The sequence below is a fragment of the Neisseria sp. P0001.S005 genome, assembly GCF_051963715.1.
This window is the reverse complement of sequence record NZ_JBQCTZ010000001.1, coordinates 32,517-56,255: the sequence shown is the minus strand read 5'-3', so window position 1 is coordinate 56,255 and position 23,739 is coordinate 32,517. Positions and strand designations below refer to the sequence as shown.

The following is a 23,739-nucleotide window of genomic DNA, read 5'->3' as shown; positions in this document are numbered from 1 at the left end:
AAGCTTACCGCTCATTTTCACGCATATGAAAACCCACAAAATCCTTTTCGTCTGCCTCGGCAACATCTGCCGCTCCCCCATGGCCGAATACGTCCTGCGCCACCGCGCCCGCGAAGCAGGCATGGGCAATGCCGTCATTACAGCCAGCGCAGGCACATCAGGCTGGCACGACGGAGAAGACATGCACGAAGGCACGCGCCGCGCACTCAAGCAACACGGCATCGACCCGTCAGGCTTTACCAGCAGCAAAATCAAACCCAGCGATGCCGAACATTTCGACTACATCATCGTGATGGACGACAACAACCTCAGAGAAACCGAAAAGCAGCTCGGTTTCCACCCCGGCAAAATCTTCAAACTGACCGACCTTATTCCCGATTCAGGTTACAACCACGTTCCCGATCCGTGGTACACGGGCGACTTTGACGAAACCTACCGTCTGGTCGATGCCGGCAGTTTGGCCTTGTTGGAAAAATTGAAACAGGCTTAAACCGGCTTTAACAAAAAAAGGCCGTCTGAACAGGTATCTGCAAAAGCCATGCTTTCGTGATTACCTGTTCAGACGGTCTTTATCTATGACCTCAATCAACCTACGCGATAAAACGCCAGACTGCCCAATAAATTCGGCAGATGTTTAATCTGTTTATTGCCGGTCATGACCGCACGCTCAAGCACGCGGATTTTGTTTTTGGCGCACAATAAATCGAAGTCTTTAAGGGTACACCAATGGATATTGGGCGTATCGTACCAATGATACGGCATCCGCTCGGAAACCGGCATATGGCCGCCGACGGCAATTTGAAAGCGGTTGCGCCAGTAGCCGAAGTTAGGGAAGCTGACAATAGCCTGCTTGGCCACGCGCATCAGGCAGCGCAGGATTTTTTCCGTGTTCTGCATCGCCTGAATGGTTTGGCTCAAGACAATCACATCAAAACTTTGATCGCCAAAAGCCACCAAACCTTCTTCCAAATCGGCTTGAATGACGTTCACGCCGCGGGATATGGCGGCAATCACGCTGTCGGTATCGATTTCAACGCCGTAGCCGGTGCAATTTTTATGTTCCACCAACGCGGCCAACAGTTCGCCGTCGCCGCAGCCTAAATCAAGTACGCGGCTGCCTTCGGGTATCCAATCGTAAATGAGTTGCAAATCGTCGCGCAGATTCATTTTTGGCAGTCCTTATAAACGTTGTTCATGTAAGCGGCAACCGCGCGGATATAGGCTTCATCTTCCATCAAGAAGGCATCGTGGCCGTGATTGGATTTGACTTCAATGTATTGCACGGATTTTTGCGCGGCGATTAATGCCTTGACCAATTCATGCGAACGTTGCGGCGAGAAGCGCCAGTCAGTACTGAAGCTGGCAACAAAAAATTTGGCCTGCACATTCTCCACGGCGCGCGTGAGGTTGTGGCCGTAATCGGCGGCCGGGTCGAAGTAGTCGAGTGCCTTAGTCATCAGCAGATAAGTATTGGCATCAAAACGACCGACAAACTTATCGCCTTGATAGCGAAGATAAGATTCCACTTCAAATTCAACGCCATAGCCGTATTGATAACCATCTGATTTTAAATCGCGGCCGAATTTTTTACCCAAGCCGTCTTCGGCAAGATAGGTGATGTGCCCCATCATGCGCGCGATACGCAAACCGCGTGAAGGAACGGTACGATGGCTACGGTAATTGCCTTCATGGAAATCTGGATCGGTCAAAATGGCCTGACGGGCAACATCGTTAAACGCGATATTTTGAGTGGAAAGTTTAGGCGCAGAAGCGATAACGAGCGCGTGGGCAACGCGTTCAGGCAAAGAAATCGTCCATTGCAATGCCTGCATACCGCCCAAGCTGCCGCCGACAATGGCCGCCCATTTTTGAATGCCGAGGTAATCGGCAAGCATGGATTGGGACTTCACCCAGTCTTTGACGGTTACAACCGGAAAATCCGCGCCATATTCGTGGCCGGTTTCAGGATTTTCGGACAAAGGACCGGTACTGCCGTCGCAGCCGCCCAAGTTGTTCAAACCGACAACGAAAAAGCGTTCGGTATCGATGGGTTTGCCGGGGCCGACCATATTGTCCCACCAGCCGGCGTATTTATCCTCCGCACTGTGCTTGCCGGCAACGTGATGATTGCCTGACAGGGCATGACAGATAAGGACGGCATTGCTTTTGTCGGCATTGAGTGTGCCGTAGGTTTCAATCATCAGGTCGAAACGGGGTAAGGTTTTGCCGTTTTCCAGAGCAAACGGTGTGTCAAACGGGATTTTCTGGGGCGTTACAATGCCCACTGAGGCATTTGTTGTCATTTGTAATTTCCAAGTGAAGCGGCAAAAGGGGTATTATAACGTTTCGTTTTTGTTTTGTGCATAAGGCTTCAGACGGCCTGCCCTGATTAAAGGCAATATTTTTGGGAGAATGTGAAATGATAGGCAGGCTTTTGAGATTTTTTTTCTTTTGCGCCATAGCGGCATTGATTGTGAACCGTTTGTTCAGCCGCAAACAAAAGCGCACCATTCGGGAAATCGCCAAAATCAGTGCGTGGGTATTGCTGGGTGCGGCGGCCGCTACGCTGTTTTGGTATCTGATGATGCTGTTTTTCAAGCATATTCCCAATTCTTATTGAAATAAAATATAAAAGGCCGTCTGAAACCTTAATCCAGCGTTTTCAGACGGCCTTTTGATGTTCAAACTTAAAACAGCTCTTCCGGAATCTTGCAAACCGGAATCGGATTGACTTTGTGCTGCATGGCTTTGTGCAATCGGGTATAGATTGCCAAAACTTCGCGCTGTCTGCCCTCAAAATCTTCAGGCTTGTGGCTGTCGTACACGCTCATCGCCCATTCGAGTTCAGGATATGATGCGCCCATTTGCTCTTCATCGGTACGCTCGGTATCCCAAAGTCCGTCCGTCGGTACGGCTTTTTGAATATCCTCCGACACGTCCAGCTCGGCTGCCAACGCGTACACTTGAGTTTTGGTCAAATCGGCAATCGGGCTGATGTCCACGCCGCCATCGCCGTACTTGGTAAAGAAACCGACGCCAAAATCTTCAATTTTATTGCCCGTTCCCGCCACCAGCAAACCATGCAACTGACCGTAATAATAAAGCGTCGTCATGCGCAGGCGGCTGCGTGCATTGGCAAGTGCCAGCTGTTTGTTGGGAAATTCGGTTTCGCTGACATCAACGGTATCGGCAAACGTATCGAAAGTTTGAGTCAAATCGACGCTTTGCGCTTTCACATTGAGATAACGCTGTTTCAGACGGCCCATGTGCTCTTGCGCGCGGTTGACTTGGTCGGATTTCTGACGAATCGGCATTTCCAACAACAAAACCGACAAACCGGTTTGCGCGGCAAGTGTGGAAACCACGGCAGAATCGATGCCGCCGGATACGCCGACGACAAAACCTTTGGCACGCGCCTGCTCGGCGTAATCTTTGAGCCATTGAACAATATGGCGGATGATGGCTTGGGTTTGCATAGGGATAAATGTTCGCTTCAAATAAAACGAATGATAGCCTGATTTGCACTTGTCTGAAAGCCGACAGGGTATAATGCCCTTTTTATTTCTTGCACGCACACCATGTCCAAACCCATACTTCTGCGCTGGCTCGTTGTCTGCCTGGTTCCGCTCGCCACCCTCTTGTGGTTTGCCCTCAACCCGCCCGAAGATAAAACGCAACACCTCATCAACGGCATCATCCTTGCCTGCGAAGCCACGTTCCTATTTAAATTCGTCCTCTTTGACGTCATCAAACACCACCTCAAACAAGAGCCTGAATTGAAACGGCAAAGCATTTTGATGTTTATCCCGATTGTTTTGCTGATTGTTTATTTGTTCCACTATTTCGGCGCATTCTGATGTTTTCAGACGGCCTTGGGCATATTTTTCCATGAACACCAACCCACCTTATACCTGCTGGATTTTCTGCAACGTCATCGACAACTTCGGCGACATCGGCGTTTCATGGCGGCTGGCGCGTGTTTTGCAACGCGAACTCGGTTGGCAAGTGCATTTATGGACAGACGACTTCCCGTCCCTTCAGGTACTCTGCCCTAACTTGGCCTCGATTCCCAATATCCACCAAGGCATCGGCATTCACGCTTGGCAAGCCGACCATGCCGAAGATACCGATACAGCCCCTACCCCCGACATCGTCATCGAAACCTTCGCCTGCGAACTGCCCGACAACGTTCAAACCATCATCCGCCAACACCGACCGCTTTGGCTTAACTGGGAATACCTCAGCGCGGAAGACAGCAACGAAAGGCTGCACTTAATGCCCTCGCCTCAAGCCGGCGGCATACAGAAATATTTTTGGTTTATGGGTTTCAGCGAAAAAAGCGGCGGCCTGCTGCGCGAACGCGATTACGCCGAATCTGCCCGCTTTGATACGGAAGCCTTACGCCGACAACTCAAACTTCCCGAAAAAAATGCGCCCGAATGGCTGCTTTTCGGCTATCAAAGCGATATTTGGGCAAAATGGCTGACCATGTGGCAACAGGCCGGCCAACCCATTACTCTGCTGTTGGCAGGTACACAAATCATCGCCAGCCTGAAAAACAGCGGCCTAGTGCCGCAAAATGCCCTGCTTGAAGACGGCGATGTGTATCAGAGCGAACACGTTACCCTGATCAAAATCCCTTTCGTTGCCCAACAGGATTTCGACAAACTGCTCACCCTTGCCGACGGCGCCGTCATTCGCGGCGAAGACAGCTTTGTCCGTGCCCAGCTCGTCGGAAAACCTTTCTTTTGGCACATCTATCCGCAAGAAGAAAATATCCATCTCGACAAGCTGCACGCGTTTTGGGACAAAGCGCATCAGGTTTATCCGGATGTTGTCTCCACGGCACACCGCCGCCTTTCCGACGAACTCAACAACGGTGAAGCACTCAGCGACAGCCAGCGCCTGCAGGCATGGCAAACCCTGACGGCACACCAAAACGAATGGCGGCAAAGCGCGGCAAAATGGCGGGACGGACTTTTTGCACAAAAAAGTGCCGTTGAAAAACTTGCCGCCTTTATTTCAAAGCACAAAAAAATACGCTAAAATAGCGCGTTTTATTACAACCGATTTGATTGGAAAACTACAATGAAAACAGCACAAGAACTGCGCGCCGGCAACGTATTCATGGTCGGCAACGACCCTATGGTTGTTCAAAAAACCGAATACATCAAAGGCGGTCGCTCTTCCGCCAAAGTCAGCATGAAACTGAAAAACCTGCTGACTGGTGCCGCTTCTGAAACCATTTACAAAGCCGACGACAAATTCGACGTCGTAATCTTGGCCCGCAAAAACTGTACTTACAGCTACTTTGCCGATCCAATGTACGTCTTCATGGACGAAGAATTCAACCAATACGAAATCGAAGCCGACAACATCGGCGACGCGTTGAAATTCATCGTTGACGGCATGGAAGACGTATGCGAAGTAACTTTCTACGAAGGCAACCCAATCTCCGTAGAATTGCCTACCATCATCGTTCGCGAAGTTGAATATACCGAGCCTGCCGTTAAAGGCGATACCTCCGGTAAAGTGATGAAAACCGCACGTCTGGTCGGTGGCACTGAAATCCAAGTGATGTCTTACATCGAAAACGGCGACAAAGTCGAAATCGATACCCGTACCGGCGAATTCCGCAAACGTGCTTAATCAGCCCGTAACACAAAAAGGCCGTCTGAATATTCAGACGGCCTTTTTCTCAATCTGCCTTATTGTTTCTTCAAGCCCTTGGCTTCGACAGTCGCAATCGTACCGTCAATACCTTTGCTCTTAATCAGCTCGCCAAATTGATTGCGGTATACCGTTACCAGGCTGGTACCGTCCACGCGGATGTTGTAAATCTTATACGCACCGCCGCTTTCGTAAAGCTGGTAGGCCACTTCATACTTGGTGCCTTTTTTGGTCTGAATTTCCGAGAAAACGTCAAACTTATTGCCGTTTGCCGTCATCTTCGGCAACAGGCGCACATTCGCATCCGCCGCACCAATCAGTGCAGAATGCGAGTACATCGCAATCACCATATCTTTGAATGCACGGATAAAATCAGCTTTCTGTTTGGCAGAAAATTCACGCCATGGCGCACCAACCGCCAAAGCCGAAATACGCTCATAATCCAAATAACGGTTGGCATACTGCTCAACTTGTTTCACACGTTGCGCTTCTGTCAAAGACGTATTGCGTGCAATTTTCAACACGGCATCAATGTTCTGCTGCATCTGCTTTTGCGCCGGATGCGTTTCCGCTGCCACATAAGGCGCGGCAATTACCATCGGTGCAGCCACAATCAAAGACTGAAGAAAACGGTTCATGACGATATCCATCCAAAATAAAACCGCATTGTAAAAACAATCTATTCCAAAAAACTTAATTCTTTGTAAAAGCAGTCATGAGCAATGAAAAATCCTGCAATTAAATTTCAGACGGCCTGATAAAAATAAGATAACATATGAACGTTATTTTAAAAGGAGACAGCCATGCCTTACGTCAACATCAAAGTAACCGGCGGCAGTGAAGCCCCGAGTGCAGAGCAAAAAGCCGAATTAATCCGCGGCGTAACCGAATTACTCTCACGCGTTCTCAACAAAAACCCTGAGACAACCGTTGTCGTCATTGACGAAATCGATATGGATAACTGGGGCATAGGCGGAAAAAGCGTGACGGTTCGCCGAGCCGAAGCGCGCAATAAGTAAGCTTTGGCCGTCTGAAATGCTTTTAATTTACCCGCAAAAAGAGTACATTTACCCCCATTGTTAACAATTTTACGGAACACACATCATGGAGAAATTTCCCAAATCGTCCAAGCTGGATCACGTTTGCTACGACATCCGCGGCCCGGTTCATAAAAAAGCCCTGCAACTGGAAGAAGAAGGCAACAAAATCCTCAAGCTCAATATCGGCAATCCTGCCCCATTCGGCTTTGAAGCGCCTGATGAAATCTTGGTTGACGTGATCCGCAACCTGCCGACCGCGCAGGGCTATTGCGACTCCAAAGGCCTTTATTCCGCACGCAAAGCCATCGTTCATTACTATCAAACCAAAGGCTTGCGCGATATTACCGTCAACGACGTTTACATCGGCAACGGCGTCTCCGAGCTGATTACCATGTCCATGCAGGCATTGCTCAACGACGGTGATGAAATCCTGATTCCTGCGCCTGACTATCCACTGTGGACCGCCGCCGCGACACTGGCCGGCGGCAATGTGCGTCATTATTTGTGTGACGAAGAAAACGACTGGTTCCCGAATCTGGCCGATATAGAAGCCAAAATTACGCCGAAAACCAAAGCCATCGTCGTCATCAATCCCAACAACCCTACCGGCGCGGTGTACAGCAAAGAAATCCTGCTGGAAATCGCCGAACTGGCGCGTAAACACGGCCTGATTATTTTTGCCGACGAAATTTACGACAAAATTCTTTACGATGGTGCTGTACACCATCACATTGCCGCCCTCGCTCCCGACTTGCTGACCATTACCTTTAACGGCCTCTCCAAAGCCTACCGCGTGGCCGGTTTCCGCCAAGGCTGGATGGTGCTCAACGGTCCGAAACATCATGCCAAGGGCTATATTGAAGGCCTCGATATGCTCTCTTCCATGCGTCTTTGTGCCAATACGCCGATGCAACACGCCATTCAGACGGCCTTGGGCGGCTATCAAAGCATCAACGAATTTATCCTGCCAGGCGGCCGCCTGTTGGAACAACGCAATAAAGCATGGGAACTGATCAACCAAATCCCCGGTGTTTCCTGCGTCAAACCAATGGGCGCGATGTATATGTTCCCAAAAATCGATACCGAAATGTACGGCATTCATGACGACATGAAATTCGTCTACGATTTGCTCGTGCGTGAAAAAGTCTTGTTCGTCCAAGGCACAGGCTTCAACTGGATACGCCCCGACCACTTCCGTATCGTTACCCTGCCGCCCGTTCATCAAATCGAAGAAGCCATGGACAAACTCAAACGCTTCTTGCAAAACTACCATCAATAAACCTAAGCCAAACAGGCCGTCTGAAAAAGCAAACTGCTGTTCAGACGGCCTTTTCAATCAATCGGCAACTTGGCAAAGCACGCTGACATGCGTATAATCGACTTTTCCTATCTGGGGGCGATCTTGGTTTCGACGGGGGTTGCAAAGCAGATGCGGGCATACCGGGGTCTCAGATTTCCCGTTAAACACTGAATTTAAATAGTCGCAAACGACGAAACTTACGCACTGGCCGCTTAAGGCCTGCCGTTGCAGCAGTTGGTCAATGGGCTGTGTAGCGCAAGCTACCGCAACGTCATTCTACATTGACTGGTTTTCTGTCAGGTTACTTGGCAGGAAACGAGATTTAAGGTAACTGGTTCTCTGAAGGCCTGTTGGTCGGCATGATGAGGACGAGATTCTAAATAGACACAACTAAGTATGTAGAACGCTCTGTAGAGGACTTTCGGACGGGGGTTCGATTCCCCCCGCCTCCACCAGATTTAAAGCGCAAACTTTTGACATAAAAAGGTTTGCGCTTTTTTATAAACTTAAACAGGCCGTCTGAAACTTTTCAGACGGCCTGTTTTTGTCTCAAATATCCAAGTGAAAAAACTTTTTCTTTCGATACATTGCCAATAGTGCTTTAAAAAAATTTCAACCTTACATTTTTCTATCTGATTTCATATTCATTTTACGATGCGGCCTAACCGTTACACTCAATGGCAGATGATCTGACAAATGCTGCCAGTCTTTACTGTTGTGGATTTCAGAATCAATGACATCAAGGTTGCGCGTGTAAATGCGGTCGAGGCTGAGGATGGGCAGGCGCGAAGGGAAGGTTTTGGGGCGTTTGCCTGTATTATCGACGAATACTTCGTTCAAATCTAATGCCCTGCCCAGCTCATGGGCTGATTTCTGCCGCCAGTCATTAAAATCACCGGCGATAATCAACGGGCTTTCCGGACAAATATATCGGCCAACGTAGTCGCTGATGGCACGGTATTGTTTGAGGCGGTCCGGCTCGCGCAGGTTGAGGTGGACGCACAAACACACCAGCGGATCTTCCCAACCTTCGGGCACGACTTCGCAATGCAACAGGCCTCGTTGTTCAAGTTTGTTGACGCTGATGTTGAGGTTGTTTTCCGTTTTCAGCGGCAGGCGGCTGAGAATGGCGTTGCCGTGATGGCGTTTAGGATAGACGGCATTTTTACCGTAGCTGCGATGATAATCGAGGCTGTCGCCGATGATGTCATAATGCGGCGCATCGGGAAAGTCGGTACGGCGGCTTCTGTTGAGATGTTGTCCTTGGACTTCTTGTAAAAACAAAACGTCCGAACCCAATGCACCCAGCGCGTCAGCCATGCGGTTGACCTGCACTTTGCGGTTGAGCGCAGACATGCCTTTGTGCATATTGTAGGAAGTAATGGTAACTGGACGGGGAGACATGATGTGTGATGAAGCGGTTTATTTGTTTCAGTATAGCACCGGAGCGTGTGGTTTTACGGCAATTTTGGTTATACTTGTTTAAAGAATAAAACGGCGTTTTGACAGGGAATTTCCCAATCAAAACGCCTTCTGTTTTTCAGATGGCCTTGCGTCCGAATTAGTTGTTGATTACTTCAACATTGGTTTCAAAAGTAACGGTGTGTTGATATTTAGATGCAGTTTTGCGTTTCGGATAAGGATATTTGGAAACGCTTTTCACTGCGCGTTCGTCCATTTCAGGATTACCGCTGGATTGAATGATATTCACGCGGTCAACATTGCCGGCAGGAGTTGTGAAAACATCCATCAAAACGGTTTTAACGCTGCCGTTTTGCGCTTTCATGGCTTCCAGGGTTTCGGTATCAGCTGCTTGTGCGGTACCGAATACAGCGGCAAACAACAGGGCTTAGGCGAGGAGTTTAGTCGTTTTCATGTTTTAGTCCTTATTAGGGTTGTGGTTAGGTTAAATATTTCAGACGGCCTGATTCATCGTTATTTGAAATTCAAAATCGGCCAACCTTTTGCTTTGGCTTCTTTTTCCAGCTCGGCATCCGGATTGACGGCGACAGGTTCGTCCACGATACGCAGCAACGGTAAATCGTTTTTGGAGTCGCTGTAAAAATAAACCTTGCCGTAGCTTTCAAAGGTCTCGCCACGCTCTGCAAGCCATTGGTTCAATCGGGTAATTTTGCCTTCTTTCAGGCTGGGCGTACCAACATAGTTGCCCGTATATTGGCCGTCTTCACCGGTTTCAAGCTGTGTGCCGATAATGTTGTGAATACCGAAAAGATGGCAGATAGGGGTAATGATGAATTCGTTGGTCGAAGAAATAACCAACATTTCGTCGCCCGCCATTTGATGGCTTTGCACCAGCATACGCTGCATCGGAGAAATATGCGGAACAATATATTCGGCCATAAACTCGCGATGAAACTCAGCCAATTCTTCCTTGCTGAAACGGGCTAAAGGCGCGAGATGGAATTTGAGGAAGGCATCGATATCAAGACAACCGTTTTGATAGTCTTGGTAAAACTTTTCATTTTGCGCCTCGGTTTCAGCCGCATCGACTATGCCTTTTTTAATCAGGTATTGCGGCCAGGAGTGATCCGAATCGGTATTGATCAAGGTATTGTCGAGGTCGAAAATGGCAAGGTTTTTCATTGGGTTTCCTGTTGTTTTAAAAGCTGGCGTAAAAGCGGCAAAGTAATGCGCTTGCCCATCATAACGGCGTAGTTGTCGAGGGTATCGAGCATTTGCATCAGGCTGTCCATATCGCGCCGCCAATGGTTCAGCAGGTATTCGAAGATTTCCGGATCGATGGTTACCTGACGGGCGGCCGCCATGCTGACGAGCGCATCAATTTTTTCCCGGTCGGTGAGCGGTTTGACTTCGTAAACCAAGCAATACGCCATGCGTGTGCGCAGGTCTTCGCGGATAACGAGCTGTTGCGGCGTATATTCGGAACTCAAAAGCAAAAAGCCTTTGCCGCTGTTGCGGAAGCGGTTGAAGATGGCAAACAGTAACGCCTGTTCTTCATTATTAAGCTTTTCGATTTGGTCAATGGCGAGATATTCCGCATCCAGCGCGGCTTCTGTCAGCGGCGTGGCGGCGGCATCAATATAGAGGGCATTTCGTCCGGCATCGAGTGCCTGGACGACCCATGCCTGCAAGAGATGGCTTTTGCCTGCGCCCTCTTCGCCCCACACATAGATAAATTGCCCATGTTTGTGCTGCAACACATACACCAACTCGGCATTTTCTGTTCCCAGAAATTTGTCGAAGCCGGGATAATCATGGCTGGCAAAATCGAAGATGAGCTGGTTCACAAAGGCGCACCTGTTAGGTTGAAATCGGCTTTATTTTACGTTGTTTTGCCGTCCACCATCAAGGATAAAGGCCGTCTGAAGCCTATACCTGCAACATATCTGCACTTCTAAACATATCTTGACGCGCTTACGGCATTGGTTTTATTCCTCTTTGGTTTTACAATGTCGAACTTCTCGCCGAAACATTTGTCTGTTCTTTTTCAGACGGCCTTTTTATTTGGGGAACCCTAGTGATTTCTACCCTTATTGATTTCATCCTCCATATCGACCAACACCTTGTCCACCTCTCCGCCCAATACGGCCCGTGGATTTACGCGATTTTGTTTGTTGTGATTTTCTGCGAAACCGGTTTGGTCGTAACGCCATTTTTACCCGGCGACTCGCTGCTGTTTGCCGCCGGCGGTATTGCGGCCATCGGCGGCATGAACATCCACGTCATGGTATTGCTGCTCTTAGCGGCTGCCATTTTAGGCGATGCGGCCAACTTTATGATTGGCAAGTATTTTGGACAAAAACTGTTTGCCAACCCGGATTCCAAAATTTTCCGACGTTCGTATTTGGAAAAAACCCATGCTTTTTATGAAAAACATGGCGGCAAAACCATCATCATTGCCCGCTTTGTGCCGATTGTGCGGACGTTTGCGCCATTTGTCGCAGGCATGGGCGATATGCACTACGGCACGTTTATCCGTTACAACATTATCGGCGCAGTGTTGTGGGTATTGTCGTTTTCCTATACAGGCTACTTCTTCGCCAACATCCCCGTCGTCAAAAACAATCTGGGCTTAGTCATGGCGGCAATCATCGTGATTTCGATTTTACCCGCGGTAGTCGAAGTCATTCGTGCCAAACTTAACGCCAAAAAATAACAATCAATCGAAAAGTTTGAAAGTTTAAACACATCAAGGAATTGTCATGCCGTTGCTGTCCATTGAGTTTGCGGTATTCTTTATCGCATTTTTGCCGCTGTACTGGGCATTTGCACGTTTGCCGCAAGTTCAAAACGTTTTACTTTTGATTGCCGGACTGGGCTGGCTTTACCGTATCGACCCTATCTTTGCCGCGCTGATTTTGGTTTACTCGTCTGTGGTTTACCTGGTCAGCGTGCTGATGTTTTCTGAAAACGAGAATATCCGCAAATTTTGGCTGGGTTGCGGTATTTCGGCGGCATTGACTGTTTTGTGTTTCTTCAAATACTTCGACTTTTTCCGCCCGATTATTCAACAATATACGGGGCAAAGCGCCGTCATCGACATCCTTTTGCCCTTGGGCCTGTCTTATTACACTTTCCAATCGCTGGCTTACTTGGTGTATTGCTACCGCGAGCCCAAAGGAGACCGTTTTGAATGGCACGAGCTCCTACTGCATCTGAGCTTCTTCCCCACCATCACATCCGGCCCGATTATCCGTGCGGCCGCTTTTAAAAGCATAGACGGCGAACAAGCGGGCGCATTGGCGCAAATCCGCACCAAACAGGCGCGCCAACTGATTTATCCGGCGTTGGCGGTCGGCCTGATTGTATTGGGCATCGCCAAAAAGTGGTGGCTTGCCGGCGTATTGGAGGAAGGCTGGGTATCGCCTGTTTTTGAAAATCCAGCCCAGTTCGACGGCTGGGGCGTGTTGTCTGCGATTTATGGCTACACTTTCCAACTCTTTTTCGACTTTTCCGGCTATTCGGATTTGGTCATCGGCTTGGCCATGCTGCTCGGCTTCAAGCTGCCGAAAAACTTTGCCGCGCCGCTTCGCGCCATCAACATCCGCGACTTCTGGGACAGATGGCACATCAGCCTGTCCAGTTGGATTCGCGACTATATCTATATCCCTTTGGGCGGCAGCAAAAAAGGCTTCGGACGTACCCAACTCAATCTGATGATTGCCATGTTGCTTTCCGGCATTTGGCATGGCTATGGCTGGAGCTTTTTGATTTGGGGTGCGCTGCACGGTGCGGCTTTGGTATTCCTTAACTGCGGCGATAAAATCGTCGGCCGTAATGCCTTAGGCCGTCTGAAAATCGGCAAACCGCTTGCCTGGCTGTTTACCTTCCATTTCGTTTGTTTCGCTTTTGTCGTGTTCAACAGTGCAACGCTTGCCGATACGGAAATGCTGTTCAGCGCATTATTTGCCAATGACAAAGGTTGGAACGCGCCTCTGCCGACCGACCTCATGTTGTTGGGTGCATTTGCACTGATGCTTTTGCTTTACCCGTATTTGCTTCGCTTATTTGAAGCATCGGTAAAAGGCTTGGACAACCTGCCTGCATGGCTGTGGTTTATCCCCATCACGCTTATCCTCGCCCTGATTATCGTCTTCGCCCCGTCCGGCATTCCCGGCTTTATTTACGCCAACTTCTAAGGAGCAGAACATGAAACGCTTTATCTCCCTGTTTGTTTCTATTCTGCTCAGTGCGGTTGCACTGACGTGGTTTGCCCAAAACTCCATCAATGCCTATTGGCAGCAGACCTATCATGAAAACAGTCCGCTTGAGCCTTTATCCGAATACGCTTGGTGGCGTATCGGTGCAGATTGGCAACAAAAAGCCTACGAATTTTCAGACGGCCTGAAAGCTTCACTGGAAACAGAAGACGCTTGGGCCTCGGAAGACTCAGGCATTGAAACAACAAGGCCGTCTGAAAATACGGAAGACATTGAAGTATCGGACAACCAAAAAGACTCTGCTGCTTCCGATGCGGCTAACAATACGGATACCACCGCCAGTGAGCCAAGCAATCAGGCTGATCAGTCGGCAACGCAGGCCGTATTGAAAAAAGGCAATAAAGTTTTCTTTGCCGGCGACTCGCTGATGCAGGGCGTTGCACCTTTCGTACAAAAACACCTCAAGCAAGAATATGGCGTACAATCGGTCAACCTCAGCAAACAAAGTACCGGTTTGTCCTACCCCAATTTCTTCGACTGGCCGAAAACCATCGAACAAACTTTGCAAAAAGAACCCGACATCCGCGTTTTAGTTGTATTCTTAGGCCCTAACGACCCTTGGGATTTCCCAATGGGTAAAAAATACCTGAAATTCGCCTCCCCCGAATGGGAGGCAGAATACCTCAACCGCGTCCGCCGTATTCTTGATGCAGCCTCCGCACATGATGTCCAAGTCATTTGGCTGGGCATTCCTTACATGAAAAAAGCCAAGCTCAACGAACAGATGCGCTACCTCGACAAAATCCTGTCGGGTACGGTGTCGTCTCAAGCCATTTGGCTGCCGACCGACAAACTGTTGAGCAATGGCGCAGAAGAATATGCCGACTCTGTCAAAGTAGATGGAAAAATCATCCGTTACCGCAGCAAGGACGGCATTCACTTTTCCGCAGAAGGCCAAAAACTATTGGCCGGAAAAATTATGGAAAAAATTAATTTTACACACGATACACAACCATGAAATTTAATAAAACCTTACTCCTCACGCTTCTCGCACTCCCTATTACCGCCTGCGCCGCCAATGACGGCCTGTTAAGCAACTACGGCTCCAACCGCCCTGCCTGGCTGAATAAACTGCAACAGCTCAACCATACTTCAGACGGCAAATTCCGCATTATCCAAGTTGGCGACTCCCACACCGCCGGTGACTATTTTACCGACCGCCTGCGTCGCCGTTTGCAACAACAATGGGGCAATGGCGGCATCGGTTGGGTTTATCCCAATGCTGTCAAAGGCCAGCGTATGGCTACCGTCCGTTACAACGGCAGCGGTTGGAACACCATCAGTAGCCGCAAATCACACAGCAATTTTTCTTTCGGCGGGATTGAAGCACGCGCCGATGGCGGCAGCGTTACCTTAAGCGCAGCCGACGGCAGCATGGATATGCAACAAATCTCCATTTTCGGCAAACCCGTTTGGTCCGAGCAAACACTGACTGTCAACGGCCGTGAAATCCCTGCCACACAAAATGGTTGGCAACTGCTGCATACCCATGCTTCCCTGCCGATGACCCTCAGCAGCAGCATGCCTTGGCAAATCGGTTTCATTAATATCGAACGCCCCGGACGCGGCATAACCGTTTCCGCTATGGGCATCAACGGCGCGCAGTTATCCCAATGGTCAAAATGGCGGCCGGGCATGTGGGAAGATTTGGCACAAACCAAAGCCGATTTAATCATCCTTGCCTACGGTACCAATGAAGCCTTTTCCGGCAATCTCGATATTTCCTCTACCGAGCAGACATGGCGCAATTACATCCGTCAAATCAAAAACACCCTGCCCAACGCAGGTATCCTGATCCTCGGCGCTCCGGAATCTTTGAAAACCGCCTACGGCAGCTGCGGCAACCGCCCTGTCTTGCTCAGCGAAATACAACAAATGCAGCAACGTGTTGCCCGTGATGAAAAAATCATGTTCTGGTCTTGGCAGGATGCAATGGGCGGAGCATGTAGCATGAAAAACTGGATGGCTCAAGGCTTGGCAGCCAAAGACGGCGTTCACTTCTCTGCACAAGGTTATGAAACTGCAGCCGATAAGCTTGCCGACAGCCTGATCCGCTTTGCCCAATAAATTGGCAAAAGCCTAAGTGCTTTTCATTAACAGTACACAAAAGGCCGTCTGAAATTCATATTTCAGACGGCCTGATACCTTGGTAAAAAACCTCTTTACACAAAAGCTTAAATCTTGTACTTAGGTTTCGACTATTGAGTAAAAGATAAAGATAGCTACCTTGCTACTTTTTCAAGTAACATCCAAACAAGATAATATTACTTAAAACTACAGATTTTCCTGAAAGAAATCCGCAGTTTTTTAACCTCCTTGTCTGCGTCTTTATCATATAAAAAATGTGGATTGCATCCTCAATGCACACCAGCTCTTTCTTGGCTGGAGTAGCGCACCCAAAGGTGGATTCTCCTGATATGCTGTGTTGGATTAAACTCTGGACGAGGAATTTATTCGTGAAACGCAGAGCATCATGAGACAGCCTTCAGAAAAACTGCGTATTAGCAATTTGTTTTCTGCTGTTAGGCAACATGACGCGCATGTGTAAGGTATAAATCATAGGCTTCACAAGCGTAAGCAAATGGTGCGGACACCGCTTCTCCCGATGTATAAAAAACATAATTCCCCATGATCAGCTCCGTCCCTTGGGCTTCGACCGTTCTGCCTTGAGCCAATGGACTTTTCCAAAAACGCTGTTCGCCACCGCTAAAAAACCTACTTCAGTAAGTTTACGCACACAAACCCCTACTGTTTGCTCTTTTACACCCCCACCTGGATGAACTACTACAATGACAGGATATTGTTTGGTTTTGTCGAAGCGTTCAGTTATAAAAAGTACTCACGCCAATCAATACCGTTGAGTGAGACTTAGATACGCTGTTGCATACTATACATATTTGATATTTCAATATAAATTACATAATTTAGAAATTTTTTTTAGATATTTTATATAGAGAAATTAAATGGATATTAAATCAATAGAAAAAATATTAAAAATGCCGTCTATCGGTAATTTTAAATGTATTGAGCTTTTTGAAGTGATTGGTATAAGAGATAGTAACCCTTCTTTTAATATTTTCTCACTGGCAGTTGCTCATGAGACAGATTTGCCTTTGACAGAGAAAGAGAACATTACACCAAATCTTATTAAATTAAAGGCTGATAAATCTCAAAAGTTTGGAGTTCTCAAAAGAATTGTTTCTATAGAAGATTTTCTTAAAATCATTTCTTACTTAGTTACTCCAGGTTCGAATGAAGATGATCGCAATAAACTTTGTTATGGTCATTTAAAAGCTATTCCTCCTGTTTATGTTCCGCCTTTAGAGCAAGGGAAGAATGAATTTTTAGGTTTACTCAAGAATAATTTTTTTGGAGGCTCACATCTTTTTGAATGGTTTGACGAAAGCAAAGAATACGTTGCGCCACTGATAAAAAATCTTGCTGCCTTGGACGAGCTTTCTGGAAGGTTACAGGAATACTTACCCATTAAAATCGGTACTCATTCTGATAGATTAGGCAATATCATCGTGCAAATTCCTTGTGCTGCGGTGGCATTTACAATAGAAAGAAGAGATGAACAAAGTCATCAGTTATTGTCTAATTTGGCAGTTAGCCCCCATTTCTCAGGAGAGATGAACTTTTCAGGCATTTTTTGGAGGGAACAATATGGCAGTATTATTGATTTTCAGAAAATTCCATTAGTCGCGGGGAGGAATATCATTCCATTTCAGCAAATTAATGGGAAGGGGTATTATACAATTTGGGATGAAAGTAATCAGATAATTTGTAGTGGCGGTCAAGTACGCTCATTCGTCGAGAGTGTAAATTCCCCTATGAGCCTGCAGGAGTATAATCAACGAATATTCAAATTACCTAATGGAAAAGAGAAAAGAATCAATATTTTTACCCCGACATCACAAAGCCAAATTGGCAAGAATACTAAAGATTATCGAAATTGGGTTAGAAATAGATTTCTTAAAATAGAAAAACAAGAATTACATGATACTTTGAAATTAAGGCAATTTAAGCGGGATATGCGTCAAGAAGCGTTGGATTTTATTAGAGAGTTGATTAAAAAATATGGAAAAAATGGTATTTATCTTTGGGATCCCTATTTGAATGCAAAAGATTTATTGGAAACTGTATTTTTTAGCCCGTCTGCTAATTCACCAATCAAAGCACTAACTGGCTTAAAAATTGCTCCACAAGAAAATAAAACATCATCTTATAAAGCCGACCTTGCAAACGAAATTAACCAAGCAATTCGTCAAGCTGGCTGGTTAAATCTGACCTTTGTCAATGCTGACCGTTCTAAGGTTGGCGATTTTCATGACCGTTTTATTATTTTTCCACAAGCAATAGATGAACCTGTAAGAGCTTGGTCATTGGGAACATCGGTGAATAGCCTAGGAAAAAGCCATCACATCATTCAAGAAGTTGAAGATGGGCAGATTATTGCTGATGTTTTTGAAGAAATGTGGGAACAATCAATTAATGATGAGAATAATATTCTATGGAAATCGAAGAACAATTAACTACTGCTCAAATACTTTGCCTCGCTCAATCCCCTGAGTATGATGCCAGCGTTCCTGATGGAATATTTTCATTCTTTGATGAGCATTTTGATTTTGCTAATTGGAAATGGGATGATAAATCCCATTTTTGGCAATATCAGGATAATTTCTATCCATCAAGCATTGATTACCATGATGCGGTTATTTATATTGATGATATAGATAAGAAAAATACGTTGATAGAAAGTATTTCATGGCTGATTAACATTTTACAAGATGAGCATTCTAGTGATAAAGATCAAAAGATAGCTTTTGAATTGACTTGTCTTCTTCCTAAATTTTGGGTAATCAGCTATGAAAAAGGAATTATTTTCTCTCAATCCTGTAAAAATTTAGCTATGAAATATTTATCTCATCTGGAAATTGAGTTGTCTACTCTTCAGAATGCATCAATTAATGACAATGAGAGAATGGATTCTCTAACAGAAAATTTAGAAAATGAACGATGGAAAGAACTCGCAGAAGATAAATGGCATTTAAATGAATTATATAATCGTCTGTCTTTAAATTTTCATCAATCATATTCATTTATATCCGAGCATTATGACCACGAAATATTATCATTGATTAATCAGGAAACTAAGGTTTTTAATCTTTTATATTGGCTTGCTTTGCTACCAAAAAAATATCGCCAACCTTTTGCGCTGCACACAACCAATAATTTGGCAAAATTTCTTTTGTTGTTTAGATTAGATCATTTATTTAGAAATAATATGAAAAATGAGCAAATCCAATTATTAGATATTTGGAAAGATTGCCCTAATGAATGGTTTGATGTTTTTAACCAATATCCTGTCAGATACCCTTCTTTACAGCTAGGATTCGGTGCATTTTTGAGCAATGCTACCGATGAAAAAATCCGCATCTATATTGACAGTCTGCAATTAAATCAAGATGAGGCACATATCAAAGAATGTTTGGCGTATTTTTTTGCTCATGCTGATGAAAATAGGGTTCAGTATTTATGCAAATTAGCTTTTGAGAAGTGGAAGGACTGGGATTTTGGGAATCCTTACTCAATTGCTAGAAGTGTCCTAGATAGAGCTTTAGTGAAATATTTCCAAATAATGCTTCCTAAACAGGATAGAGAAAATTTCATTCAAAACGAAATTAATCAAATCCTGAATTTCCAACAAGAATGGTTTGCTTCGATTGTAGAACTGGATAAATTTGTTTATCTGCATTTGTCCCGAATGCAACCAGCTTGTATCGCTGAAGAATTAGAACAAGATTCATCACTATCGTTTGAAGATATTCAGAATGGTATTTATTACCCTAATCAATTTAACAATGATTTAAGGTGGAGAAATTGGACTCATTTGGATAGATTTAATGGATGAAAAATTTCCTACGTTGTTTGCAGTATTTAGTGTCAAGACATTAACAAGCAAAAACGCTTTGCTTACCATACTTATTTATCAAGTAGCAAATTGGTAAAGCTTTTCCCCGAACTTCCCCGCAAGCAGTGGACAGTATATGTTTACCGCCCGCAACGAAATATTACCCCTCCTCGCGTAAAACCCGTGTTTGATTGGTTAATAGAAAGTCTGACAAAGATATTGAGGAGATAAAGTGCGAATAGATATAGTGTCAAATGTAGTTGGTAAGAAAGATAAATGAAATAGGGAATATCCCAGAAGTGACCGCGTAAAGCCATCTGAGGACACCATATTTAAACCTATTGAAAGTAACCAACAGACTAAGCGTACCTGTTGTTGTCTAAAAGGTGACCTGGATGCCTAACAATTGCGCATCTAGCGTGCCTAAAGAGAATAAAATGGGGATCGAGAACAAACAACAGCCGAAATCCTGTATTTGGATTTCAGCTGTCGAGCAAAGAGTTTTTTTGTAAAGATCTTAGCCGTTCATTTATATCCGTTCAGCCAAAATAACAGCTTAACCTGCTTTGGTGTCATTTCAATATCAAGCCAAAACGTTGCTGCTCATTCGTTGCGTTTGGTTTTCCGTAAAACGAACCAATCTTGCCTGCTTATCAAAGCCTAATGGCTTGGCAACAAGGCGGTTGGGCAATTTGTTCAAATGATGGTTGTAGCTTCCGGCTCTGCGGTTGTAAGTGCGGCGTGCCGATGTGACTTCCGCTTCTGCAGCATCCAGCATTTCCATCAAACCGGCCAATTTCTCATCAGGATACTGTTTCAAAAGGCCGTTGACGGCAATTTGCAATTTTTTCAGCGCATAATTCAATGCTGTTTCGGCTTCGCACAGATGTTTGATTTTAGATTCGGAAAAGGTTTTGGCAGTTTGCGCCAATGCGGTTTCGACTTCAGCACACATCTGCTGAACGTTTGGATCCGATGCAATGCCCTGCTCTTGCAGATGTTTGCTGTATGCATCCAATACATGACGGACGGCCTGATGTCGGCAGTCGAGCGCAATGCGCAAAGAAACAAAGGATTCGCGACAGTCTTTTTTGCGGTCTTTCAACTGTTGTTTGAAATACAATAAGACGGTGGCGATTGATACGAAGATAAGTGTAAGACTAATAATGCCCATAGTGAGTTCCCTAGTTATGATGCCACTCATATCGATGGCTGATTTTTTACATTGATTATAATCCAATTCCAATATTTTTTCCCAGTTTTTATAAAAAAGGCCGTCTGAAATTCAGACGGCCTGAAGTTTATATTTCTATTTCAATGCTTTGACTTGATGTCGATAACCCACACTTCTGATTGCGAACCCAAACGAAGGGGAATGCCCCAGAAGCCGTAGCCCGAAGTGGTGAAGAAATGGCCGTTGCCGATCGCCTCATAACCGTAAGCAAGACGATAAAGCGTACGGACAATAAGGTTGGCAGGTGCAACTTGGCCGTTGTGAACATGGCCGGAAACTTGCACATCAATCGGCAGCCGGGCATGGGCTTCGATTGAAGTAGGACGGTGGTCCATCAATAAAACCGGTAATTGGGTATTTTGACCTTCCAAAAGCTGTTCCGCACTGGGACGCTTGCGATCCAAATCATCGCTCCGCCCTACCAGCAACACGCCATTCACTTCCAAAACCTGATTGGCCAAAACCGTCAAACCTGCCGCTTCCAATTCATGCTTGATACGCTTCTGATCGCGGAACCAGTCATGATTGCCTAAAGTGGCATAAACGCCCATCGGTGCAGTCAGCTTCTGCAAATGCGGTTTCATGTTTTCTTTAAGGTAAGCATCGACGGTATCGTCCATCAAATCGCCCGGCAGCAACACCATATCGACTTGTTCCCGCTTCATAATGTCCGTCAGCTTGTCCAATTGACGCGCGCCAAACAAAATCCCCAAGTGTAAATCGCTGGCCACGCCGATACGCAGCGGCTTATCCATTTTCTTATTGATGAATACGGTTTGATGGCGGACAACGGGCGTATAGGCGTTATACATCCCAAAACCGAGCAAACCGGCCACAAACAAAGGCGCAAACAGCCGCAGGCTTCGTGACAGCGGTTGGCGCGCCACAAAACGGCGCAGCAAAAGATACAGGATAAATGTCGCCAACGCGGCATACATCACAAACAGCAAGATCACCATCCAAAACGCCACCATGCGGAACATCATATGTCCCAACTCCAGCAGCAAGCCGACCAACAAGCCGTTTGTAATGAAATAGGAAATACCCATCAGCCAACGTCTGCCGACTTTACCAATCCAAGGCGCAAACAGCCATTGCAACGAACGACCAAGCCCGAATGTAAACACTTGCAACAGAATGACGCTCACAAAAAACATCTTGCCAAACATGCCTTTTTGCCCTAAAAAATCAAAAGGAAGATTTTAGGCCGTCTGAAACTTTCAGTGTATAATCCCACGCGTAAAAACCCATAATATTTTGAAAGGAATCATCATGAGCCATCCCCAATCAGCCATTATTCCTGATCACGCACAAGCCGGTATTTTTATCGAAGCAGACATTTCAGACGGCCGCAACGAAGACATCAAATCTGCCTGCCGTCTTTCTTTGGAGGCACTGGCCAAATTAAAAACCCGTTTTCCGAATGATATTTTGGGTTTGACCATTGCCTTCGGCAGCCGCGCATGGCAATCGTTCGGCCATACTGACGAAGGCAGCGAAATCAAACCTTTCCCTGAATTGGGAAACGGCCTTGCCCCTTCCACCCAACACGACCTCTATATCCACATTCAAGCCACCGAGCAAAAAGCCGCCTATGCCTTGGCCCAATCTGTTTTAGGCGCATTCGGCGACAGCATTCGCGTAGCCACTGAAGAACACGGCCTACGCCTGTATGAAGACCGCGGCTTGGACGGTTTTGTCGATGGTACGGAAAATCCGCAGGGCGATGACAATGTACGCAATGTTGCCATCATTCCCGAAGGCAAGCCGGATGCCGGCGGAAGCTATGTTTTGCTGCAAAAATACCTGCACGATTTGAAAAAATGGGATGCCGTTTCTACTGTCGAACAAGAAGCCTGCGTGGGCCGCAGCAAAGAAGCCAATGACGAATTCAGCAAAGACGTGCGCCTGCCCGACTCCCATCTCGGCCGCGTCAATGTCAAAGAAAACGGCATTGGCCTGAAAATTGTCCGCCGCAGCCTGCCCTTCGGCAAACTCAGCGGCGAACATGGTTTGATGTTCACTTCCTATTGCAACACGCTGCACAATATTGAAGTTCAGCTACTCAATATGTTCGGCGATGCAGACGGCAAAACCGACTTACTGCTGAAATATTTGTCTAAAGCCGTATCAGGTGCTTACTACTACGCACCTTCTGTCGAGCGTTTGCAAAATCTTTAACGGCTCACAGGCCGTCTGAAAAAAAACCTGCCTTTTCAAAGGCAGGTTTTGTTATTTAAATTCCCTTAATATTTTTTATGGTATCATCATAGAAATTTATCCTATCATTTCTTAATAAACCCTGATTACAGACAACGATAAAAACCGATAAGGGGGTATATACTGTTAAATCTTCTGTTAAATCTTCTGTTCTTATAACGGCTGTTGATTCCTTACTCCCCGAATGTTGATTTTGAAGTTCGGGGCTGTTGATATTGCATTTCGGGGCTGTTGATTCCTCACTCCCCGAATGTTGCAACATCAAATCATCAAAAGCGTCTAAATTCAGCTTGTAGTAAATGCGGTGTTCAATTCGTTTTTCAATCTCGGTCAAGACACCGCGTTCTTTCAGTTTATTCCGTGCCGTTCTTTGCTCTTGAACGGATAGCCCAGTTTCAATTTCAATTTCTTCCGCTGTCCGGTAAATGCCTAATTCATGCCGTGTCTTATCGTGCCAGTAGAAGAAATGACTGAATAAGATTGACGCGTTCACGCCGCCTAAAGGCTTTGCCAATTCCGGGTAATACGCGATTGGTTTACCTGCCACTCTCAACATTTCAGACGGTTTCATCATCAACCCCTTGACTACACGGCGGACGAATTGATTTACCGCTCACGCAATACCTGAAGGGCGGTTACTACGCTTTCAAATTTTTAAA

Annotated in this window: 25 protein-coding genes, 1 other RNA gene and 1 pseudogene; 15 read left to right on the top strand and 12 right to left on the bottom strand. The window is 46.3% G+C overall.

Going from position 1 to position 23,739, the window contains the following annotated elements; genetic code table 11:
* Positions 1–25 precede the first annotated feature (25 nt).
* Complete coding sequence (locus tag ACTHSP_RS00320) at positions 26–490, top strand: low molecular weight protein-tyrosine-phosphatase (RefSeq protein ID WP_003685247.1); 465 nt, start codon at positions 26–28, stop codon at positions 488–490.
* A 95-nt stretch (positions 491–585) separates the two neighbouring features.
* Here ACTHSP_RS00320 and metW read toward each other — a convergent pair whose 3' ends face one another.
* Together metW and metX are read right to left on the bottom strand one after the other, a co-directional pair.
* A complete protein-coding gene (metW, locus tag ACTHSP_RS00315; protein ID WP_003682452.1) occupies positions 586–1,167 on the bottom strand; it encodes a methionine biosynthesis protein MetW in 582 nt (193 codons plus the stop codon).
* A complete protein-coding gene (gene metX, locus ACTHSP_RS00310; protein WP_049351372.1) occupies positions 1,164–2,303 on the bottom strand; it encodes a homoserine O-succinyltransferase MetX in 1,140 nt (379 codons plus the stop codon). The genes metW and metX overlap by 4 nt, the downstream gene beginning before the upstream one ends.
* A 116-nt stretch (positions 2,304–2,419) precedes the next feature.
* Between metX and ACTHSP_RS00305 the strand changes: the two genes are divergently transcribed.
* The gene (locus ACTHSP_RS00305) at positions 2,420–2,620 is read left to right on the top strand and encodes a protein MIGRI (RefSeq protein ID WP_003682450.1); all 201 of its coding nucleotides are present in this window, start codon (positions 2,420–2,422) and stop codon (positions 2,618–2,620) included.
* A gap of 67 nt (positions 2,621–2,687) precedes the next feature.
* Here the strand turns inward: ACTHSP_RS00305 and nadE are convergent, their stop codons facing one another.
* Positions 2,688–3,476: an NAD(+) synthase gene (nadE, locus tag ACTHSP_RS00300; RefSeq protein WP_049351373.1), complete on the bottom strand. Its 789-nt coding sequence runs from the start codon at positions 3,474–3,476 to the stop codon at positions 2,688–2,690.
* A gap of 102 nt (positions 3,477–3,578) precedes the next feature.
* Between nadE and ACTHSP_RS00295 the strand changes: the two genes are divergently transcribed.
* Genes ACTHSP_RS00295 through efp form a run of 3 tightly spaced genes read left to right on the top strand, consistent with a single transcriptional unit; the run spans position 3,579 to position 5,649 of the window.
* Positions 3,579–3,857, top strand: a complete 279-nt coding sequence (locus ACTHSP_RS00295; RefSeq protein WP_049351374.1) for a hypothetical protein — start codon at positions 3,579–3,581, stop codon at positions 3,855–3,857.
* Positions 3,858–3,888: 31 nt separating this feature from the next.
* Positions 3,889–5,046, top strand: a complete 1,158-nt coding sequence (gene earP / locus ACTHSP_RS00290; RefSeq protein WP_049351375.1) for an elongation factor P maturation arginine rhamnosyltransferase EarP — start codon at positions 3,889–3,891, stop codon at positions 5,044–5,046.
* 42 nt (positions 5,047–5,088) lie between these two features.
* Complete coding sequence (gene efp, locus ACTHSP_RS00285) at positions 5,089–5,649, top strand: elongation factor P (protein ID WP_049351376.1); 561 nt, start codon at positions 5,089–5,091, stop codon at positions 5,647–5,649.
* 59 nt (positions 5,650–5,708) lie between these two features.
* On the opposite strand, the gene ACTHSP_RS00280 is transcribed toward efp, so the two are convergent.
* On the bottom strand, positions 5,709–6,308 hold the full coding sequence (locus ACTHSP_RS00280) for an MlaC/ttg2D family ABC transporter substrate-binding protein (RefSeq protein ID WP_049351377.1): 600 nt from the start codon (positions 6,306–6,308) through the stop codon (positions 5,709–5,711).
* A 165-nt stretch (positions 6,309–6,473) separates the two neighbouring features.
* Here ACTHSP_RS00280 and ACTHSP_RS00275 point away from each other — a divergent pair, with 165 nt between their 5' ends.
* From ACTHSP_RS00275 to ssrA, 3 genes are all read left to right on the top strand, one after another.
* Positions 6,474–6,689 (top strand): tautomerase family protein, encoded by a 216-nt coding sequence (locus ACTHSP_RS00275; RefSeq protein WP_003682441.1) that lies wholly within the window; start codon positions 6,474–6,476, stop codon positions 6,687–6,689.
* Positions 6,690–6,774: 85 nt separating this feature from the next.
* Entirely contained in the window at positions 6,775–7,989 is a 1,215-nt protein-coding gene (locus ACTHSP_RS00270) for a pyridoxal phosphate-dependent aminotransferase (RefSeq protein WP_049351378.1), read from the top strand.
* Between the two features lie 113 nt (positions 7,990–8,102).
* Positions 8,103–8,465: a transfer-messenger RNA gene (gene ssrA, locus ACTHSP_RS00265) on the top strand.
* A 163-nt stretch (positions 8,466–8,628) separates the two neighbouring features.
* On the opposite strand, the gene ACTHSP_RS00260 is transcribed toward ssrA, so the two are convergent.
* The 4 genes from ACTHSP_RS00260 to hda form a co-directional block, all read right to left on the bottom strand.
* Positions 8,629–9,414: an endonuclease/exonuclease/phosphatase family protein gene (locus tag ACTHSP_RS00260; protein WP_049329699.1), complete on the bottom strand. Its 786-nt coding sequence runs from the start codon at positions 9,412–9,414 to the stop codon at positions 8,629–8,631.
* Between the two features lie 157 nt (positions 9,415–9,571).
* Entirely contained in the window at positions 9,572–9,853 is a 282-nt protein-coding gene (locus tag ACTHSP_RS00255; protein ID WP_224783503.1) for a TonB family protein, read from the bottom strand.
* Between the two features lie 92 nt (positions 9,854–9,945).
* Positions 9,946–10,614, bottom strand: a complete 669-nt coding sequence (locus tag ACTHSP_RS00250) for an HAD family hydrolase (protein WP_049329700.1) — start codon at positions 10,612–10,614, stop codon at positions 9,946–9,948.
* Positions 10,611–11,279, bottom strand: coding sequence for a DnaA regulatory inactivator Hda (gene hda, locus ACTHSP_RS00245; protein WP_440345393.1), 669 nt, complete (start codon positions 11,277–11,279; stop codon positions 10,611–10,613). The genes ACTHSP_RS00250 and hda overlap by 4 nt, the downstream gene beginning before the upstream one ends.
* A gap of 230 nt (positions 11,280–11,509) precedes the next feature.
* Between hda and ACTHSP_RS00240 the strand changes: the two genes are divergently transcribed.
* From ACTHSP_RS00240 to ACTHSP_RS00225, 4 genes are read left to right on the top strand one after another with little or no spacing between them, the layout of a single operon-like run.
* On the top strand, positions 11,510–12,148 hold the full coding sequence (locus tag ACTHSP_RS00240) for a DedA family protein (RefSeq protein ID WP_440345392.1): 639 nt from the start codon (positions 11,510–11,512) through the stop codon (positions 12,146–12,148).
* A gap of 46 nt (positions 12,149–12,194) precedes the next feature.
* Positions 12,195–13,631, top strand: a complete 1,437-nt coding sequence (locus ACTHSP_RS00235; RefSeq protein WP_440345391.1) for an MBOAT family O-acyltransferase — start codon at positions 12,195–12,197, stop codon at positions 13,629–13,631.
* Between the two features lie 10 nt (positions 13,632–13,641).
* The gene (gene patB, locus ACTHSP_RS00230) at positions 13,642–14,670 is read left to right on the top strand and encodes a peptidoglycan O-acetyltransferase PatB (protein WP_440345390.1); all 1,029 of its coding nucleotides are present in this window, start codon (positions 13,642–13,644) and stop codon (positions 14,668–14,670) included.
* Positions 14,667–15,779, top strand: a complete 1,113-nt coding sequence (locus ACTHSP_RS00225; RefSeq protein ID WP_440345389.1) for an SGNH/GDSL hydrolase family protein — start codon at positions 14,667–14,669, stop codon at positions 15,777–15,779. Before patB ends, ACTHSP_RS00225 begins: the two co-directional genes overlap by 4 nt.
* Positions 15,780–16,344: 565 nt before the next feature.
* Here the strand turns inward: ACTHSP_RS00225 and ACTHSP_RS00220 are convergent.
* Complete coding sequence (locus ACTHSP_RS00220; protein WP_371464512.1) at positions 16,345–16,542, bottom strand: dienelactone hydrolase family protein; 198 nt, start codon at positions 16,540–16,542, stop codon at positions 16,345–16,347.
* A 133-nt stretch (positions 16,543–16,675) separates the two neighbouring features.
* Between ACTHSP_RS00220 and ACTHSP_RS00215 the strand changes: the two genes are divergently transcribed.
* Positions 16,676–18,247, top strand: a complete 1,572-nt coding sequence (locus tag ACTHSP_RS00215; RefSeq protein ID WP_049351383.1) for a VPA1262 family N-terminal domain-containing protein — start codon at positions 16,676–16,678, stop codon at positions 18,245–18,247.
* Complete coding sequence (locus tag ACTHSP_RS00210; protein WP_049351384.1) at positions 18,226–19,626, top strand: hypothetical protein; 1,401 nt, start codon at positions 18,226–18,228, stop codon at positions 19,624–19,626. The genes ACTHSP_RS00215 and ACTHSP_RS00210 overlap by 22 nt, the downstream gene beginning before the upstream one ends.
* A 583-nt stretch (positions 19,627–20,209) precedes the next feature.
* On the opposite strand, the gene ACTHSP_RS00205 is transcribed toward ACTHSP_RS00210, so the two are convergent.
* Together ACTHSP_RS00205 and ACTHSP_RS00200 are read right to left on the bottom strand one after the other, a co-directional pair.
* Entirely contained in the window at positions 20,210–20,800 is a 591-nt protein-coding gene (locus tag ACTHSP_RS00205; protein ID WP_049351385.1) for a LemA family protein, read from the bottom strand.
* Positions 20,801–20,940: 140 nt separating this feature from the next.
* Complete coding sequence (locus ACTHSP_RS00200; RefSeq protein WP_049351386.1) at positions 20,941–22,029, bottom strand: metallophosphoesterase; 1,089 nt, start codon at positions 22,027–22,029, stop codon at positions 20,941–20,943.
* Positions 22,030–22,132: 103 nt separating this feature from the next.
* Between ACTHSP_RS00200 and ACTHSP_RS00195 the strand changes: the two genes are divergently transcribed.
* Positions 22,133–23,041, top strand: coding sequence for a Dyp-type peroxidase (locus tag ACTHSP_RS00195; RefSeq protein WP_049351387.1), 909 nt, complete (start codon positions 22,133–22,135; stop codon positions 23,039–23,041).
* Positions 23,042–23,189: 148 nt separating this feature from the next.
* On the opposite strand, the pseudogene ACTHSP_RS00190 reads toward ACTHSP_RS00195, so the two are convergent.
* Positions 23,190–23,654 (bottom strand): annotated as a pseudogene (locus ACTHSP_RS00190) (hypothetical protein); the annotation flags it as partial.
* Positions 23,655–23,739: the final 85 nt, after the last annotated feature.